Below are 16,372 nucleotides of genomic sequence, written 5' to 3'. Positions count from 1 at the left end.
TTATGCACTTCTGGAGTAAGTTATGCGCATCTGGATAAATTTATGCGTATTTGGGAAGAGGAGAGGGTGAGTGGATGGAAAGTGAATTGAAAACGAAGGGGTCGATGAAGGAATTCTTCGGTTTAGTGCGGCAGTTGAAGTGGTCGAAGGGTGTAACTGTGATTGCGCTCGTTCTTGCTTTATTTTCGACTGCGGCGAGCTTGGCGATTCCGTTAGTGACGAAGGTACTTGTGGATTCATTAGCGGAGATGGCATTTAACTGGCAGACGGCTGTGTTTCTTTTTACGGTGTTCATATTGCAGGCGGTGCTTGGCGGTGTGTCTTATTATTTGCTGGCGTTCGTCGGAGAAACGATTGTAGCTGATTTACGGGGAAAGCTCTGGCGTAAAGTGCTGCGGCTTCCTGTCCCTTATTACGATGAGAATGAAACCGGTGAGACGATGAGCCGGATTACGCAAGATACGACGATATTGAAGCAATTGGTGTCGGAGCATCTTGTGTCGTTCATTACAGGGATCATCTCGATCATCGGGGCGGTAGCGATTTTATTGTATTTGGATTGGAAGATGACGCTCATTATGTTGATCAGTATCCCTGTCAGCATGGCAATCATTTTCCCACTAGGTCGGATCATGCATAAAATTGCGAAAGCGACACAAGGGGAGATGGCGAAGTTCTCAGGTCATCTCGGCCGGGTTCTTGGTGATATCCGGTTAGTGAAGGCGTACCGGGCGGAGCAGAATGAAGGGGTAAAAGGCGAGAAGGCAATCCACTCGCTCTTTTCATTTGGATTGAAGGAAGCGAGAATCCAGGCGATTATTTCACCGGTCATGACGCTCGTTATGATGAGTATTTTGGTCGTTATTTTAGGCTATGGCGGGGCACAAGTTTCGAAAAATGTTTTATCACCGGGAACGCTTGTCGCTATCATTTTTCTTATGTTCCAAATCATTTTCCCGTTTGCGCAAATGGCGCAGGTATTTACAGTTTTTCAGAAAGCGGTCGGGGCGACGGAGCGGATTCAGCAAATTTTACGGATGGACAGCGAGCGGGCGGAAGGGTTCGCTAAAGTGCCGAATGGCGGCCTTCAGTTCGAGTCTGTCAGTTTTGCATATGAAAGCGGGAAAGATGTATTAAGGGGGATTTCATTCGAGGCGAAACCTGGGACAGTCACTGCGTTTGTCGGTCCGAGTGGCGGCGGGAAAACGACGGTTTTTTCTTTGATTGAACGTTTTTACTTGCCGACTGAGGGTGTCATCTCCATTGGGGGCACACCGATTTCGGATATCGCTTTGTCCGACTGGCGGAAGCGAATCGGTTATGTATCACAAGAAAGTCCGTTGCTAAGCGGGACGATATTGGATAATATTGCTTACGGTTTGGAAGAACGCCCTTCACTCGAGGAAGTGCGGAAGGCCGCGGAGGCTGCCAATGCGCTTACTTTTATTAATGAAATGACGGATGGCTTCGAAACACTCGTCGGGGAGAGGGGAATGAAGCTTTCGGGCGGCCAGCGACAGCGAATTGCGATTGCACGGGCACTCTTGCATGACCCTGAAATTCTGTTGTTAGACGAGGCGACGTCCAATTTAGACAGTGGATCGGAAACGCATGTCCAGGAAGCTCTCCAGCGGCTCATGGAAGGACGGACAACGCTCATCATCGCGCATCGGTTGTCGACGGTGATTGACGCCGACCAGCTCATTTTCCTCGAAGCGGGACGTATTACCGGGATTGGGACGCATGAGGAATTATTCGAAACCCACAAGCTGTATCGGGAGTTCGCGGAAGGGCAAGGCTTGTCATGAAAGCTTTAGCATCTTGATGAAGAAAGCAACGAAGAGTACGGAGGTAAAAAGAAATGGCAGCCAAGAAATCGCTAGCGGATTATCAGCGAGCATATGAGGAAATCATATATGCAGACCAACCAAAAAGAGATATGCTGCTGGTCGGTTTAATGACTGAGATGGAAAAGCAATTCAAGATTCCCTACCCTCGAACTAAAGAGTGGGAAAGGGAGTATCCAGAAATCGCAGCGATGTACAGGAAATTACGCATTACAAGAACATTGTAAAAGAGAAAATCGGCACGGACGGAGGGATTCTGTTGTACGAACCGATCGACAAAAGCTTTTTTAAACCTCATGTGCTGGAACTTGCACGGAATCTTGTCGGCCAATACATTGTACATGAAACTGAGGAGGGTGTCATTGCTGCAAGAATCGTGGAGACAGAGGCGTATCATGGACCTGAAGATCGTGCTGCCCATAGTTTCGGGAACCGTAGGACGAAGCGGACGGAGATCATGTTCGGCGCACCAGGGCTTGTGTATACGTATCAAATGCACACCCATACGCTGATGAATGTCGTCAGTGGACCTGTTGGGACGCCGCATGCGGTCCTGATCCGCGCGGCCGAGCCGGTCGAGGGGCTTGAATTAATGCAGGCAAACCGCGGAGCCCATCTCAAAATGAAAGATTGGACGAATGGGCCGGGGAAACTGTCGAAAGCCCTTGGTGTAACGATGGACTATTATGGACATCATTGGGCAGATGAACCGCTTTTTATTGCCCACGGGCCGGGTGCAAGCGAGATTGTAACGGGCCCTCGTGTAGGAATTGGCAATACCGGGGAAGCAGTCCACTACCCGTGGAGGTTTTTTGAAAAGGATAATCCATATGTCTCAAAATACCGCCCATAAGTTTAGCTCCACTCCAGTGTGGAATAGTAGATTGGAGCATAAATTTGGAAAGGGTGGATGAATAAATGGCAAAAATCGCTACAGTCCTTACGAATCTATACGAAGACTCGGAGTACACGGAGCCTGCGAAAGCGTTTCAGGAAGCGGGACATGAAGTCGTCACGATTGAAAAGGAAGCAGGCAAAGAAGTGAAAGGTAAACAAGGGGAGTCGACCGTCAATATCGACCTCGGAATCGACGATGCGTCTCCTGAAGACTTTGACGCGTTGTTCATCCCAGGCGGCTTTTCCCCAGATCAGCTGCGGGCGGATGACCGTTTCGTCCAATTTGCGAAAAAGTTCATGGATGATAAAAAGCCTGTCTTCGCCATTTGCCACGGACCTCAGCTGCTGTTGACGGCAAAAACGTTGGAAGGCCGCGATGCAACGGGCTACAAATCCATCAGAGTCGATATGGAATATGCCGGTGCGAAGTATGCCGATAAAGAAGTCGTCGTCTGCCAGAATCAATTGGTGACAAGCCGGACGCCTGATGATATTCCGGCATTCATTAGGGAATCGAAAAAGTTACTGGAAAAATAATTTAAATTGGTAGTCGCTCCTTCCAGGGAGCGACTATTTATTTTGTACATACCGAAATATAAAAATAAAGAAAAAATTCACCTTGAAATGGATAGGTAAGAATGGTAAATTGGGAAGGGACAAGTAAACACGAGTTGAAAATTCGGATTATTTGGTACATGAGCCGTTTTTTTGCGAGGACACCAGGGGGGAAAAACATCATGAAAAAAGTACTGAAAATGGGAAGCGCTTTCATCGGAATCATCGTGGGGGCAGGTTTTGCTTCCGGGCAAGAAATTCTACAATACTTTACAAGCTTCGGAATCATGGGGATGGCAGGAGCAGTCGTTTCAACAGCTTTATTCGCATATTTAGGCATGGTTTTGACGAGGCTTGGGAGCCGTTTGAAGACGACATCCCATAAAGAAGTCATTTATCAAATAAGCGGACGGGTATTAGGGACAATCATTGACTACATAATTATTTTCACATTGTTCGGTGTAGGGGTCGTGATGGTGGCAGGTGCCGGTTCAAATCTTCAGCAGCAATTCGGGATCGCCCCATTCTACGGAAGTCTTTTGATGGTAGTACTTATTTTCCTGACAATCTTAATGAATGTCGATAAGGTTGTAGCTGTCATTGGCGGACTTACACCGTTCCTTATTTTGGCGGTTGTCATCGCTTCAGTCTATTCTTTAACAACGATGGATACATCGTTTGCAGTACTCGATCCAATTGCTCAAGATGTGAAGACGACATTGCCGAACTGGTTCATTTCAGGCGTAAACTACGTGTCGTTTAATATTGCGGTCGGTGCTTCCATGGCTTTAGTAATGGGAGGAGCGGAAAAAGACGAAAAGACGGCTGCACTTGGTGGATTAGTCGGCGGTTTAGGTCTCGGTATTCTTATTATCCTGAGCCATTTGGCAATCTTCTCGAGAGTGGACGTCGTTGGAGATTCGGATATGCCGATGCTGGCAATCATTAATGATATCTCTCCAATTCTTGCAATATTCATGGCTTTCGTTCTATATGGAATGATTTTCAATACGGCTGTAGCCATGTTCTATGCATTTGGAGCTCGTTTTACAAGAAGCGGAACGAAGAATTTCAAGGTATTTCTTTTTATCACTTTGGCAATCGGTTTCGCGTTAAGCTTCTTCGGCTTTAAAGACCTTGTCGCTTATTTCTATCCACTCATTGGTTATCTAGGATTATTGCTTTGCGGTATTTTAATTTACACTTCATTTAACTTGCCTAAAAAGGTTAGACGTTAATAAACCAAAACACGCGGCTCCCGTTGAAAGGCAGCCGTGTGTTTTTACATCCAGCTCCAGGCGCCAGATGCTCGGGGTCATAAGTCAAAGCTGCTGTGTGGCAAAGGGCGCCACTTCGCATCTTCGCCTTATGCCTGTCGCATCTATTCAGGCGCCTTCCGCTTTTGAATTATGCAGTTACAAGTTCCAATGTTTCCTTCGGTCCGAAGAATTCATAGTGAATTTTATCCTCGGAAACACGTTTGCATGCAATGCGGAAATGACCGCTTGCATGAATGGAGTCGGTCCACAGACGGAATGAAGGAATGCTACTTGACGTTCCTGAGTCGTATTAGCAATTGTTTGGTACATCGCCATCATCGGTGTAATCCAGACGCCCCCGCTGATCAATTGAAATACATCTTTACGATGATGTAATTTTTTTGACACATTTCTTTCACGATGCTGTCATAATCGTTATAATAGGATGGAGAATGGCGATGATCTTATGCGGTTGACGTTATACACGGATTATTCTCTGCGGGTGCTCATGTATTTAGGCTCCAAGGACGTCGGAGAGCTATCGCTTACTGCTTATTTGACGGTATTGGACAAGTACCCGATAGCAGATTTTCTAGTGAACAAAGATGAGCTTGCTGCAATTTTGTTCAGCAAATCTTTATGATAGAATAAAAAAGGAAATATACCAGTAGGAGGATTATGATGGGGAAAGTATTTGTATTTGGACATAAAAACCCTGACACCGATTCCATCACATCGGCGATCAGCTATGCTTACTTGAAACAACAACTAGGAATGGATGCAGAAGCGGTACGCCTCGGTTCCATTTCTGGAGAGACTGCATTCGCTCTGGGCCATTTCGGCTTCGAAGCACCACGATTAATTGAAAAAGCGGCACCGGAAGCAAAGCAAGTCATCCTCGTCGACCATAATGAAAAGCAACAGAGCGTCGATGATCTGGATGAAGTGCAAGTGATTGAAGTGATCGACCATCACCGGATCGCGAATTTTGAAACGGCAGATCCGCTCTATTACCGTGCGGAACCGGTCGGCTGCACAGCGACGATCCTCAAGAAGCTTTACAAGGAAAATGGCGTTGACATTCCGAAAGAGATTGCAGGACTTATGCTTTCAGCGATCATTTCCGACTCGCTCCTTTTCAAATCGCCGACATTCACGGAAGAAGATCGTGTTGCGGCGGAAGAACTGGCAGCGATTGCTGGTGTAGATGCGCAAACGTACGGTCTTGACATGCTGAAAGCAGGAGCGGATTTGAGCGGAAAATCTCTTGAAGAGCTCGTTTCACTCGACGCTAAAGAATTCACACTCGGAAATTCGAAAGTTGAAATCGCGCAAGTGAACGCAATTGAAGTAGATGACGTATTGAGCCGTCAGTCCGAGCTTGAAGTGCTGTTGAACAGCATTATCGAGGAAAAAGGATTGGACCTGTTCTTGTTCGTCGTAACGGATATTCTTAACAACGATTCAACGGTCATTGCACTCGGCAATGCTGCTGAACGCGCATGCGCGGCATTCAACGTTTCCCTGACAAACAATACAGCAATCTTCAAAGGCGTCGTCTCCAGGAAGAAACAAATCGTTCCTGTACTGACGGAGGCTTTGAAGTAAAAATCAAAGAGTAGAGGCGGGAACAGTAACGTTCCTAGTCTCTACTTTTTTATTCCAACAAATGCCGCAAATACCGGTCAGGTGCATTCAGAAAATCACGCGTCAATTGTACGTGGGACATTTCCTCGAAAGTGGATGGCATCAGCTCACCATCCAAGATTTCGTATAAATCCGCGCCAGGGTATGCCATGAAGATCGGAGAATGTGTAGAAATGAGGAATTTGGCACCTTCCTTCGTCATGTCATGGATCATTGCAAGGAGCGACAATTGGTTTTGCGGCGATAACGGCGCTTCGGGCTCGTCAAGTATGTAAAAACCACCGGGACGGAATCTTGCCTGGAACAAGTCAAAAAAACTTTCCCCATGGGACCTTTTTCCAAGCCCATCCCCGTATAAATCGCGTAACTCAGAAAATGTTCTGGCATAAGGGAGGACTTCAAGGCTGTATGGATCACGCTGTTTTATTTCCTCCACTTTCTCCTTCGCTTCTTCGCGCATGATTGCGAGGCTCCGTGTATACGTAATAAAATCCGAAGCCCTAAAAAAGAATCCGTTTCTCGTCTTCACATCCCAGATTAGTTGCAAATCATCGGCAAGATCGAATGCAGGGGAGAGGGAATGATCCTGTTCCATATGCTCTCCGCTGATCAGGATGCTTCCGGCAGCCGCTGCAATCCCTTCCAACAGAGTCGTCTTCCCGCTTCCGTTGTCGCCCGCAATGATGGTGACGGGAGAATCAAGGACGAGTGACTCGAAATTCCGTACGAGATCAAGATTGAACGGATAATGGTCATCAACTGTTCTATGTTTCCGTAGTATTTTCCGCAAGGACATACAACTCACCCCTTTTGGACAGTATACTGGATAACGAAAGAATCGCCTATCCTAAATCCAATGGCTTCGTTGCAGGGCCTTCGAGAACCGAGCCGTCCTGCCGAAAGCGGGATCCGTGGCACGGGCAATCCCACGTCTGATCAGCTTCATTCCACCGGGTTCTACATCCCATATGCGTACAAATCGGTGAATTCGTTCGTGAAATATGACCGCCGGTGAATTCTTTCAGTACGATCCCAGTGTTTTTCAAAGCTTGAAGGAGGAACGATCCGAACCCTGTCCGATCGGGGGCATAGAGCGAAGCCGCCTTGTTTTGCCGACCGACAATCTGGTCGCTTATAATCCGCGCACTGACGAGAGAATTGCTGAGGCCCCATTTCCTGAAACCTGTATTCAAATATACATACGGCATGCTCGGTGATATGCAGCCTGCATACGGGACGAGGTCTGGCGTCTGCGGATCTTGTGCGGACCAGCTGTATTGCATTGCATCAAGCTGATAGACGTTGCGCAATTCAGAGGATAATGTTTCATAATGCACTTGCGTCTCTTTCTCCATACCGGCCAGATGCCCTTCGCCGGCTAACATGAAATGTGGTTTTCCGTCAATGTAAGCAGTTCTCGCGGAACGTTTCGGATTATCAACGGAAATATATTGTCCCGTTAAGGGCATATTCGCCGGTGTCGAAACGATATAGGATCGGCCGACGATCAACTTCAAGATTTGCAAACCCTTTATCGCTTCAATCGGATAATGTGTACAGAGGACGAGTTCGTTGAATTGAATTTCGTTTTGTGAATTTGTATAGAGCAACCGTTTCTTCAAATCCATCAAGCGTACATCCGAGCGTTCATAAATACGGGCACCTGCTTGGACAGCCAGCTTCGCCAAATGCTGGCCGAAACGTACGGGGTGTATTTGCGTTTCATCTCGTAACGTCAATGTCGCTACTGTTTTTAAGGGAAGCTCACTATTCCTGCCGAATTCTCCCGGAATGCCGATCTCCTCATACGCCTTCTTTTCATATTGAAGCAATTCAGTCCCGTATTTCGATTGTGAAAAAAGGATAGAATCCGCATTTCTCAATTCATCACCATATGCAAATGACCTTCCGAACAGGACGGCTTCCCGGTTTACCTCGTAATAGATCTTTGCATTGTCGCGTCCGAACTGTTTGATCAGGTCTGCATAGACAACGTCATGTTGTACCGTCAATTTACCTGTTGAATTGCCAGTCGCACCGCAGAGGATTTCATCTTTTTCAAGCAGGACGACGTCTTTTCCTTCCTTGGCAAGAAAATAGGCATTTGCGATGCCGCTCAAGCCTCCGCCAATGATGCAAACATCGCATGATAAATCTTCATCCAAAGCGGGGTAGGAATCCCGCGGATAAGCGGTTTGTAGCCACAATGACTTGCGCATTTTCAGCCCTCCAATTAATCTTCATATACAAGTGACAGGCATATTCATTGTTGCCATTTTGAATGAAATCTAAAATAGAACATGAAAGGTGGTCTTGAATCATGAAAATTGAAGTATGGTCAGACTATGTTTGCCCGTTCTGTTATATCGGGAAACGGAGATTGGAAGAAGCGTTGAATGCAGCAGATTTGAAAGACAAGTCGGAAGTCGTGTTCAAGGCGTTCCAATTGGACCCGAACACACCTGTTGGCTCGGAAGGATCCGTTCCTGCGAGCTTGGCGAGGAAATACGGCACGAGCTTGGAAGAAGCGAAAGGGATGTTGCAGAACGTTGCAATCCAGGCGAAAACAGTCGGCCTCGATTATGACGTCGAAGCAATGAAAGAAGCGAACACATTCAACGCCCACCGACTTGCGAAGCTAGCCGAGCAGGAAGGGAAAGACGCCGCGGTCACAGAACGTCTTCTGGAAGGTCATTTCGTCAAAGGAGAAACGCTCGACAATGAAGAGACATTGCTTGCGATTGCCGAAGAAGCAGGTCTAGCTCGGGAACGTGTTCAACAAGTGCTCCAATCCGACGAGTTTGCCGAAGAGGTGAAAAGGGATATCGAAGAGGCGGGGCAAATCGGAGTACGAGGCGTACCGTTCTTCGTCATCAATCGCAAATATGCGATTTCAGGAGCACAACCCGCCGAAACATTCGTGCAAGCATTGAAAAAAGCAGCTGGAGAAGAAACAAATTAATAAAAATGACGGCATTAGCTTTTATCGCTAATACCGTCATTTTCTTTTGCTATTTCTATTTCATCTACTACTTCTACTTCTTTATCTTCTTCTATTTCTACTTCATTTTCTTTCTCTTTCTCTTCCTTATATAAAACTTCGAACAGTTCGTCTTCCGTTGATATATCCGCCAATTTCACTTTCGAACGGTACGCAGCCCGAACGATCAGGTGACCTGCGACAGGAGCGGTGAGAAAGACGAAAATGATACCGAGGAGCAACCGTACACTAAAGATTTGCTGGCTGAATAAAAAATATAGAAACGTTCCCAAAAGGGTCAGTAACACCGCAAGCGTCGAACTTTTTGTCGCGGCGTGGGACCTCGTGTACACATCCGGAAGGCGAATCAATCCGAACGCACTGATGACACTCGCAAACCCGCCCGTCAAAATGAGCAGAGCCCCTATGAATTCACCGATCTCGTTTACGTTCAATGATGACCCTCCTCTCAATGGATTTTGAGAAGGCGATCGTTCCGATGAATGAAAGGATACCTAAGATCAAAATGACTTCAAAAAAGGCTGCAGTATTCAACATGATCGATACAACGGCAATCATCGCAATCAAGTTAACCCCGATCATATCAAGTGCGATGACCCGATCCGGCATCGATGGACCAAGAATGATCCGAAGGACAGCAATACAGATCGTGATGGTGAATAAGACGAGCGATATGGTAATCATTGTTTCGATCATCGTGTCACCTCCATGATCGCTTTTTCAAAGTTCTTCAGTTGTTTAATCAAACCTTCCCGGGATTGCTCGACATCCATCGCATGGATGTATAGGGTATCGCCTTCAGGAGCAACTTCCATGACGACGGATCCCGGAGTCAACGTGAGAAGAAGAGACAGCATCGTCACTTCCACGTCACTTTCCAACACGGTCTCATATTTAAAGATGCCCGGTTTGATTTTCAATTTTGGACTTAAAATCTGTCCCAATACGACGATCGTGGATTGGGTCAATTCACGGATGAAAATCAACAGCAATTTAAACGAAGAGTATAACCTGCGCAAATAAAACTGCCTGCCGAAAAAGCGGTGCAGGAAAAAGACGATTCCAATTCCGACAAGGAAACCGGCAATGAAAGTCGTGAATCTAAATTCATCTTCATCTATCAACATCATCCATAAAAAAGCGATGAACAGATTTAGTAACAACTGGGCTGGCATCAAACTCCACCTCTACTTTCCGCTTAACGATTTCCTTGCAAGACAGCATCAATATAAATCTCAGGATTCATCAGCGTCCTCGCTGCGTCGCTGACATAAGGGGCAAGCCCTTCGACGCCGATTCCTATCGCAATTGTCATAATCCCGAATAGCACACATGGGACGAGCATTCCTTTTTTCAATGGGATGTCTTCATCCTCATTAATGATCGTCTCGCCCCAAAAACAATTCAGGAAGATGCGCAATAGCGAATACAAGACGAAAATTCCTGATAAAAAGGCTGTCGTCAAAAGGATAAATGAGCCAGTCTCGATCGCTCCCTGTCCTATGTACACCTTGCCGATGAAGCCGCTTAACGGCGGTATGCCTGCTAGTGATAGCATCGTAATGAAAAACAGCCAACCGAGTATCGGATAGTTCCGGATCAAGCCACTCATTTCTTCGATCTTCGCTTTCCCCGTCAAATAGATCATCGTACCGCCAAGAAGGAACAGTAATGCTTTGACAACCATGTCATGGATCAAGTAATAAATCGCTCCTTGGAAAGCAGTTTCCGATGACATCGCGAGCCCTGCCAAAATGAATCCGACAGCAATCACAACATTGTACGCAATAATTTTCCGGATATCGTTGTACGCAATGGCCCCGATACTTCCGCCAATCATTGTGAGAATGGCCATCACACCAATCACGTTATGTGTGATGATTGTATCATGGTAGAAAATAAGGGTGAAGACGCGGAACATCGCATAAATCCCAACTTTGGTCAGCAGAGCGCCAAAAAGGGCCGCGACTACGGTTTGAGGTACGCTGTATGATCCAGGCAGCCAGAAATAAAGTAGTAACCCTGCCTTCAAACTGAATACGATTAGGAACATAAGACTGATCACGGTCAAGATAGGACCTTGTCCAACTTCTGCCACCCTGACGGATAAGTGAGCCATATTCAATGTGCCGACAGCTCCGTATAAATACGCAATTCCTATTAAAAAGAACCAGGATGAAAGGACATTGATCGTTACATATTTCATTGATTCGATCAGTTGAAGTTTCCTGCCTCCCATTGTAATGAGCACATAAGAGGACAGAAGCATAACTTCAAAACAAACGAATAAGTTGAATAGGTCACCTGTCAAAAACGAGCCGTTCACGCCCGCGACAAGGAAGAAAACGAACGGATAAAAAAACGTATGCTCAAACTGTTTCTCGATGGATGAGAAAGCATAGATGAGCAGAATCCCAGTCACGATCGAAGTCGTCGTAACGAGCAGCATGGAAAACGAATCTGCTACAAACAAAATACCGTATGGTGGCAACCAGCCACCAAAATCTAGCCTCAAAATCCCGTCTTGCTGGATTTGGTTCAAAACGACAAGACTGGCAACGAGTGTCAAGATACTCGAAACGATGCTCAGAACACGCTGAGTTTTTACGTAATGGCGTAAAAAGACTAAGATGATTCCCGTCACTAATGGGATGATCATCGGCATAACGATTATATTATTCATCTTCAAACCCTCTCAATGCTTGGAGGTCGTCCGTTGCCGTCTTCTTATACGTGCGGTACGCAAGCACAAGAAGTAAAGCGGTAACGGCGAAGCTGATAACAATTGCAGTAAGAATCAATGCTTGTGGCAATGCGTCCGTATAGCTTTCCGCACCTTCGCCAAGCAATGGTGCACTGCCTTTCTTCAGCCCTCCCATAGTTATCAATAGCAGATGCGCTGCATGCGATAGGACAGCGGTCCCTAAAATGACACGGATTAAATTACGGGACAGCAGCAAATAGACAGCTACCGTTACAAGAATGCCGACAAGTATCGAAATTAACGTTTCCATTTGCTACACATCCTCACTAATAGTTGAAATGATTGTCACGACAACTCCGACAACTGTCAACGCTACCCCTGCTTCAAATAGCATGACCGTAGACAGTTCAGTTTCTCCGAAAACAGGTAAGTCGAAGTAGTCAAAAGCCTGTGTTAGGAACTCTTCCCCGAACAGAACAGCCCCGATGCCCGTACCGACGGCAAGGAATGCACCGATTGCCGCTATTTTCTTAAAATCAAACGGAATACCTTTCCGCACTGTTTCTATATCATGGACCAAGTAAAGCAGAACGAATGCAGAGGAGAGGACGAGACCGCCGATAAAACCACCACCGGGACTGTTGTGACCCGCTAGAAACAGCTCTATGCCGAACGTCAATATGATGAATACGACGATTTTCGTCACTGTTTGTAATATGACATCATTAATCTTCATAGTCCCGTCCCTCCTTTTGCACTTTTAATTTAATGAGGGTGTAAACCCCGATTCCTGCGATGAATAGAACGACAACTTCGAGCATCGTATCAAATGCACGGAAATCACCGAGGATCGTGTTGACAATGTTTTTCCCTCCAGCAAGGTTGTATGAATCTTCAAAGTAAGAAGAAATGGATTCAAACATTTTATTCCCTTGTACGGTAAGGGCGAGAACGGTCACGATCGTACCTACAGAGATGGCAATCAATCCATTGAATACTTTCGTACGTATCGGAGAATCTTCCTTCTTCCATTCCGGCAAAAAGTAAAAAGCAAGTAGAAACAGGGCTGTCGTCACGGTCTCAACAACAGCTTGTGTCAAAGCCAAATCCGGTGCGCGAAAGACGACAAATAAGAAGGCGATCGAATAACCGAGCACACCATTTAAAATCATGGCTGTCTTCCGGGACTTCACGAGTAAGATGGAAATAGCCGCTACAATCATGGCGAACACGATAAGATATTCATTTAACGAGATTGGCGCGTTATTTGAAAAGTCGAAGGAATACGACCCCGTCAGCAAAATGGCGGCTCCCACCGACACGATAAAGAAAGAGAAAATGTAGACGAGATAATCCTTCAAATACCCTCTCATATAGAAACGGGTCAAGAAACTTGATCCATTCTCAAGCGTTTCTAACAAGGCATTGTAAACCGAGTCTAAACTCCATTTCATTGGAGCAACCGTATAGATGCCTTTCCAATAACGAAGGGTTTTGTACAAGATTGTTCCAACAACAACAACCCCAACTGTCATCCATAAGGCGACACTCTCGAACCCATGCCAAGCGTAGATTTTCGGTGCCAGACCTTCAGCACCTGCAAGTGTCGGATAGACGGCATTCATTGCCGGACGCAACAAGTAATTACCTATGATATTCGGGAAGAAGAAAATTCCTACGACGAGCACCGCTAAAATAGAAGGCGCAATGAGCATTCCGATAGATGCTTCCCTCGTCGATTGTTTCTCGAGTTTCTCAATATGAAGTTCACCAAAAAATGTCTGAAACACAATAATCATGCTGTAAACAAATGTGAAGACACTTGCAATCCAAGCAACGACAAGGAAAAGAATACCGATCGTACTTGCATCAAAAAGATCAAAATTACGTGCATTCACTAGAGCATCGAAAAACATTTCCTTGCTGAGAAATCCATTGAAAGGAGGCAATCCGGCCATTGAGAAGCTGCCGATTAAAGCTATGGTGAAGGTCACCGGCATGAAAGCCATTAGCCCGCCTAATCTGCGGATATCCCGGGTCCCGAGTTCGTGGTCGACAATTCCGACGACCATGAACAGCGCACCTTTGAATGTGGAATGGTTAACGAGATGGAATAATGCAGCAAATGTAGCTTGTGCATAGAGAATTGAATTGGCATCCGCTCCTTGATTGAGCGCAGCAGATCCAAGACCGATGAGGCTCATGATCAAACCGAGCTGACTGATTGTCGAATAAGCGAGCAACGCTTTTAAATCAGTCTGTTTCACAGCATTGAAAGAACCCCAGAACAACGTGAAAATTCCTCCGCCGCTTACAATATAGAGCCAGCTCATCTCAGTGCCGAAAATGGGCGTGAATCGAGCGACTAAATAGATGCCAGCCTTAACCATCGTTGCGGAGTGTAAATAAGCACTGACTGGCGTAGGAGCTTCCATTGCATCCGGCAACCAAATATGAAACGGAAATTGTGCCGATTTCGTAAAGGCACCTAGTAATACGAGCAACATCGCGAATAAAAAGAGAGGCTCGTCCGTATACTGACCAATCGTTGCAATGATCTCGCGGACACTGAAAGAACCCGTCAGAAACTGTAACATGAGGAATCCGGCAAGCATCGCGATTCCACCGGATACTGTAATGAGCATTGATTTTTGTGCACCGTACCTCGATTTTTTCCGATGATACCAAAAGGCGATCAACAGGAAGGAGGAAATGCTTGTCAATTCCCAAAAGACATATAATACCATTAAGTTGTCAGAGAAAACGACTCCAAGCATGGCGCCCATGAACAATAAAAGATAAACGTAAAAGCGCCCTAATGATTCCCGTTCAGATAAATAAAATATGGAGTAAAGGATAACTAAACTGCCGACACCCGTAATCAGAAGGCCAAAGATTAAACTTAAGCCGTCAAGGTATGTCGTAAAATGGATCCCTGCAGAATCGATCCACCGAATCGTATGTTCATACGTCTCGCCATTTGCAATGGAAGGGATGAAACTCGCCAGTAAAATGAATAATGCGATGGGCACGATAATAACGAACCAGCCGATATGCCGGCCAATCCTTTTATAAAGAAAAGGAATGAATATCGCTGCCAAAAAGGGGATAAATATGGATAATGTAATCGTCAACAACAGAAAACCTCCCACTACTTCAACTTCTATGTAAATTTTTTCAAAATTTATTGAGGATGGACTTGACTCCTATGTAAACTGGGGACATAATAGGTAGCTACAGATACCAATTGCAAAAGTGCATAGTTGAATTATACACTAAAAATATTTCTATCGCCTTTGATGCGATTGCATCTTGTAAGTCAATGGTCGTTCATGTATAATGTTGTGGTTTTCAAATATAGATTCGTAAGACGAAACAAAAATAATTGTAAGAGGTGACTACGGTCATGGGCAAAGCAAAAGGACGTATGGACGAAGCAATACTTGTTTGTGTCTACTACGGTCCAAATGGTGAACGTCTCATTAGACGTGGACATAAAATGGCAACGATTATGGACTGTCCACTGTATATTTTAACAATAGACCCATTGCCATACGATGAATTCGACGCCGAAAAATCCGAGTATATCGAAAAATGGAAAGAGCTTGCGAAAGAGCTTGACGTTGAAGATTTCATCATTCTTGATAATGAAAAGCGGCCGGTTGCTAAAGCGATCAAAGAAGTAGCCCACAAGCATAATATAACGCAAATCATTATCGGTCAAACGGCTCAAAGCAGATGGGAAGAGATTACGAAAGGCTCCTTCATGAACGTATTATTACGTGAAATCACATTCGTCGATTTCCACGTTGTATCCGTCTCCCGTTCCATTCGGGACGAAATAGAAGGCATGTTCGAAAAAGGTGTTCGGGCTTATTTAGTCGAAGATGGGGATGGCTTCCGAATTAGCTTCACTCTGTCAAAAGAGGCGCGTTTCGAAGGGATCTTCTTCAAGGAAATCGGAACAGATTTCAATAACGGGATTTTCAAATTCATGAATAATAATAAAATGTGCCAAGTGCATATTACGGATGACAGAGTTACTCCAGATACTCAATTCGTCTGCAAAACGGCGCAATAAAAAAGTAAATATAAGCGGATGGCCGATTGCTGGTCATCCGCTTTTTTTGTACCCTTTAATATTTGTTTCGCTTGAAGGATGCCTTAATTTCTGCAAAAACCGCAGAAATTAAGGCGAATCGAACCCTTCGCAGCTCGATTTGCTCGGGTCATAAGTCAAAGCTACTGCGTAGCAGAAACCATTGCTCCCAACGCTTCGCTTTTGCTCGCAAAAGCCGTTCTACGTGACGGCTAATACAAAGATGTGCTCGCAACGCTTCACTTTTGCTCGCAAAAGCCGTTCTACGTGACGGCTAATACAAAGATGTGCTCGCAACGCTTCGCTTTTGCTCGCAAAAGCCGTTCTACGTGACGGCTAATACAAAGATGTGCTCGCAACGCT

General features: G+C 45.6%; 19 protein-coding genes. 9 read left to right on the top strand and 10 right to left on the bottom strand.

Annotated features, from left to right (window positions below; translation table 11 throughout):
* Positions 1-74: 74 nt before the first annotated feature.
* The 5 genes from MHZ92_RS03160 to MHZ92_RS03140 all read left to right on the top strand — a co-directional run bounded on the left by MHZ92_RS03160 (position 75) and on the right by MHZ92_RS03140 (position 4,537).
* Entirely contained in the window at positions 75-1,808 is a 1,734-nt protein-coding gene (locus MHZ92_RS03160) for an ABC transporter ATP-binding protein (RefSeq protein WP_239430100.1), read from the top strand.
* A gap of 53 nt (positions 1,809-1,861) precedes the next feature.
* Positions 1,862-2,074, top strand: a complete 213-nt coding sequence (locus tag MHZ92_RS03155; RefSeq protein WP_239430099.1) for a hypothetical protein — start codon at positions 1,862-1,864, stop codon at positions 2,072-2,074.
* Between the two features lie 32 nt (positions 2,075-2,106).
* The gene (locus tag MHZ92_RS03150) at positions 2,107-2,700 is read left to right on the top strand and encodes a DNA-3-methyladenine glycosylase (RefSeq protein ID WP_370644619.1); all 594 of its coding nucleotides are present in this window, start codon (positions 2,107-2,109) and stop codon (positions 2,698-2,700) included.
* Positions 2,701-2,765: 65 nt separating this feature from the next.
* On the top strand, positions 2,766-3,281 hold the full coding sequence (locus MHZ92_RS03145) for a type 1 glutamine amidotransferase domain-containing protein (protein WP_239430098.1): 516 nt from the start codon (positions 2,766-2,768) through the stop codon (positions 3,279-3,281).
* Between the two features lie 200 nt (positions 3,282-3,481).
* Positions 3,482-4,537, top strand: coding sequence for a YkvI family membrane protein (locus tag MHZ92_RS03140; protein ID WP_239430097.1), 1,056 nt, complete (start codon positions 3,482-3,484; stop codon positions 4,535-4,537).
* 177 nt (positions 4,538-4,714) lie between these two features.
* On the opposite strand, the gene MHZ92_RS03135 is transcribed toward MHZ92_RS03140, so the two are convergent.
* Positions 4,715-4,966 carry a hypothetical protein gene (locus MHZ92_RS03135; protein ID WP_239430096.1) on the bottom strand — a complete coding sequence of 84 codons (252 nt, stop codon included), beginning with the start codon at positions 4,964-4,966 and terminating at the stop codon, positions 4,715-4,717.
* A 37-nt stretch (positions 4,967-5,003) separates the two neighbouring features.
* On the opposite strand from MHZ92_RS03135, the gene MHZ92_RS03130 reads away from it, so the two are divergent.
* Both MHZ92_RS03130 and MHZ92_RS03125 read left to right on the top strand, forming a co-directional pair.
* Positions 5,004-5,201, top strand: a complete 198-nt coding sequence (locus MHZ92_RS03130) for a hypothetical protein (RefSeq protein ID WP_239430095.1) — start codon at positions 5,004-5,006, stop codon at positions 5,199-5,201.
* Positions 5,202-5,239: 38 nt separating this feature from the next.
* The gene (locus MHZ92_RS03125) at positions 5,240-6,166 is read left to right on the top strand and encodes a manganese-dependent inorganic pyrophosphatase (RefSeq protein WP_239430094.1); all 927 of its coding nucleotides are present in this window, start codon (positions 5,240-5,242) and stop codon (positions 6,164-6,166) included.
* A 49-nt stretch (positions 6,167-6,215) separates the two neighbouring features.
* Here MHZ92_RS03125 and MHZ92_RS03120 read toward each other — a convergent pair whose 3' ends face one another.
* Together MHZ92_RS03120 and MHZ92_RS03115 are read right to left on the bottom strand one after the other, a co-directional pair.
* Positions 6,216-7,001, bottom strand: a complete 786-nt coding sequence (locus MHZ92_RS03120; protein WP_239430093.1) for an AAA family ATPase — start codon at positions 6,999-7,001, stop codon at positions 6,216-6,218.
* Positions 7,002-7,047: 46 nt separating this feature from the next.
* Positions 7,048-8,424 (bottom strand): FAD-dependent oxidoreductase, encoded by a 1,377-nt coding sequence (locus tag MHZ92_RS03115; protein ID WP_239430092.1) that lies wholly within the window; start codon positions 8,422-8,424, stop codon positions 7,048-7,050.
* 101 nt (positions 8,425-8,525) lie between these two features.
* On the opposite strand from MHZ92_RS03115, the gene MHZ92_RS03110 reads away from it, so the two are divergent.
* Positions 8,526-9,167 carry a DsbA family oxidoreductase gene (locus MHZ92_RS03110; protein ID WP_239430091.1) on the top strand — a complete coding sequence of 214 codons (642 nt, stop codon included), beginning with the start codon at positions 8,526-8,528 and terminating at the stop codon, positions 9,165-9,167.
* Positions 9,168-9,181: 14 nt separating this feature from the next.
* On the opposite strand, the gene MHZ92_RS03105 is transcribed toward MHZ92_RS03110, so the two are convergent.
* The 7 genes from MHZ92_RS03105 to MHZ92_RS03075 are packed head-to-tail and all read right to left on the bottom strand — an operon-like array spanning position 9,182 to position 15,047.
* Entirely contained in the window at positions 9,182-9,640 is a 459-nt protein-coding gene (locus MHZ92_RS03105) for a Na+/H+ antiporter subunit G (protein WP_239430090.1), read from the bottom strand.
* Positions 9,618-9,902, bottom strand: a complete 285-nt coding sequence (locus tag MHZ92_RS03100) for a Na(+)/H(+) antiporter subunit F1 (RefSeq protein WP_239430089.1) — start codon at positions 9,900-9,902, stop codon at positions 9,618-9,620. The genes MHZ92_RS03105 and MHZ92_RS03100 overlap by 23 nt, the downstream gene beginning before the upstream one ends.
* Complete coding sequence (locus tag MHZ92_RS03095; protein ID WP_239430088.1) at positions 9,899-10,381, bottom strand: Na+/H+ antiporter subunit E; 483 nt, start codon at positions 10,379-10,381, stop codon at positions 9,899-9,901. The genes MHZ92_RS03100 and MHZ92_RS03095 overlap by 4 nt, the downstream gene beginning before the upstream one ends.
* Before the next feature lie 23 nt (positions 10,382-10,404).
* Positions 10,405-11,889: a Na+/H+ antiporter subunit D gene (locus MHZ92_RS03090; protein WP_239430087.1), complete on the bottom strand. Its 1,485-nt coding sequence runs from the start codon at positions 11,887-11,889 to the stop codon at positions 10,405-10,407.
* On the bottom strand, positions 11,882-12,220 hold the full coding sequence (locus MHZ92_RS03085; protein ID WP_239430086.1) for a Na(+)/H(+) antiporter subunit C: 339 nt from the start codon (positions 12,218-12,220) through the stop codon (positions 11,882-11,884). Before MHZ92_RS03085 ends, MHZ92_RS03090 begins: the two co-directional genes overlap by 8 nt.
* A 3-nt stretch (positions 12,221-12,223) precedes the next feature.
* Positions 12,224-12,646: a Na(+)/H(+) antiporter subunit B gene (locus MHZ92_RS03080; RefSeq protein ID WP_239430085.1), complete on the bottom strand. Its 423-nt coding sequence runs from the start codon at positions 12,644-12,646 to the stop codon at positions 12,224-12,226.
* Positions 12,636-15,047 carry a Na+/H+ antiporter subunit A gene (locus MHZ92_RS03075; protein WP_239430084.1) on the bottom strand — a complete coding sequence of 804 codons (2,412 nt, stop codon included), beginning with the start codon at positions 15,045-15,047 and terminating at the stop codon, positions 12,636-12,638. Before MHZ92_RS03075 ends, MHZ92_RS03080 begins: the two co-directional genes overlap by 11 nt.
* Before the next feature lie 269 nt (positions 15,048-15,316).
* On the opposite strand from MHZ92_RS03075, the gene MHZ92_RS03070 reads away from it, so the two are divergent.
* Positions 15,317-15,991, top strand: coding sequence for a histidine kinase (locus tag MHZ92_RS03070; RefSeq protein ID WP_239430083.1), 675 nt, complete (start codon positions 15,317-15,319; stop codon positions 15,989-15,991).
* The last annotated feature ends 381 nt before the right edge of the window (positions 15,992-16,372 follow it).

Source organism: Sporosarcina sp. ACRSL, assembly GCF_022346605.1.
Taxonomy (GTDB): Bacteria; Bacillota; Bacilli; order Bacillales_A; family Planococcaceae; genus Sporosarcina.
The sequence above is the reverse complement of the archived record's forward strand: the minus strand, read 5'-3'. Positions and strand labels throughout refer to the sequence as shown.

What these genes read in the sequence shown, in the direction of transcription:
- MHZ92_RS03160 (WP_239430100.1), top strand. Translation starts at nt 75, where the DNA reads ATGGAAAGTGAATTGAAAACGAAGGGGTCGATGAAGGAATTCTTCGGT.
- MHZ92_RS03120 (WP_239430093.1), bottom strand. Translation starts at nt 7,001, where the DNA reads ATGTCCTTGCGGAAAATACTACGGAAACATAGAACAGTTGATGACCAT.
- MHZ92_RS03155 (WP_239430099.1), top strand. Translation starts at nt 1,862, where the DNA reads ATGGCAGCCAAGAAATCGCTAGCGGATTATCAGCGAGCATATGAGGAA.
- MHZ92_RS03080 (WP_239430085.1), bottom strand. Translation starts at nt 12,646, where the DNA reads ATGAAGATTAATGATGTCATATTACAAACAGTGACGAAAATCGTCGTA.
- MHZ92_RS03115 (WP_239430092.1), bottom strand. Translation starts at nt 8,424, where the DNA reads ATGCGCAAGTCATTGTGGCTACAAACCGCTTATCCGCGGGATTCCTAC.
- MHZ92_RS03130 (WP_239430095.1), top strand. Translation starts at nt 5,004, where the DNA reads ATGGAGAATGGCGATGATCTTATGCGGTTGACGTTATACACGGATTAT.
- MHZ92_RS03145 (WP_239430098.1), top strand. Translation starts at nt 2,766, where the DNA reads ATGGCAAAAATCGCTACAGTCCTTACGAATCTATACGAAGACTCGGAG.
- MHZ92_RS03110 (WP_239430091.1), top strand. Translation starts at nt 8,526, where the DNA reads ATGAAAATTGAAGTATGGTCAGACTATGTTTGCCCGTTCTGTTATATC.
- MHZ92_RS03095 (WP_239430088.1), bottom strand. Translation starts at nt 10,381, where the DNA reads ATGCCAGCCCAGTTGTTACTAAATCTGTTCATCGCTTTTTTATGGATG.
- MHZ92_RS03070 (WP_239430083.1), top strand. Translation starts at nt 15,317, where the DNA reads ATGGGCAAAGCAAAAGGACGTATGGACGAAGCAATACTTGTTTGTGTC.
- MHZ92_RS03085 (WP_239430086.1), bottom strand. Translation starts at nt 12,220, where the DNA reads ATGGAAACGTTAATTTCGATACTTGTCGGCATTCTTGTAACGGTAGCT.
- MHZ92_RS03125 (WP_239430094.1), top strand. Translation starts at nt 5,240, where the DNA reads ATGGGGAAAGTATTTGTATTTGGACATAAAAACCCTGACACCGATTCC.
- MHZ92_RS03140 (WP_239430097.1), top strand. Translation starts at nt 3,482, where the DNA reads ATGAAAAAAGTACTGAAAATGGGAAGCGCTTTCATCGGAATCATCGTG.
- MHZ92_RS03100 (WP_239430089.1), bottom strand. Translation starts at nt 9,902, where the DNA reads ATGATCGAAACAATGATTACCATATCGCTCGTCTTATTCACCATCACG.
- MHZ92_RS03090 (WP_239430087.1), bottom strand. Translation starts at nt 11,889, where the DNA reads ATGAATAATATAATCGTTATGCCGATGATCATCCCATTAGTGACGGGA.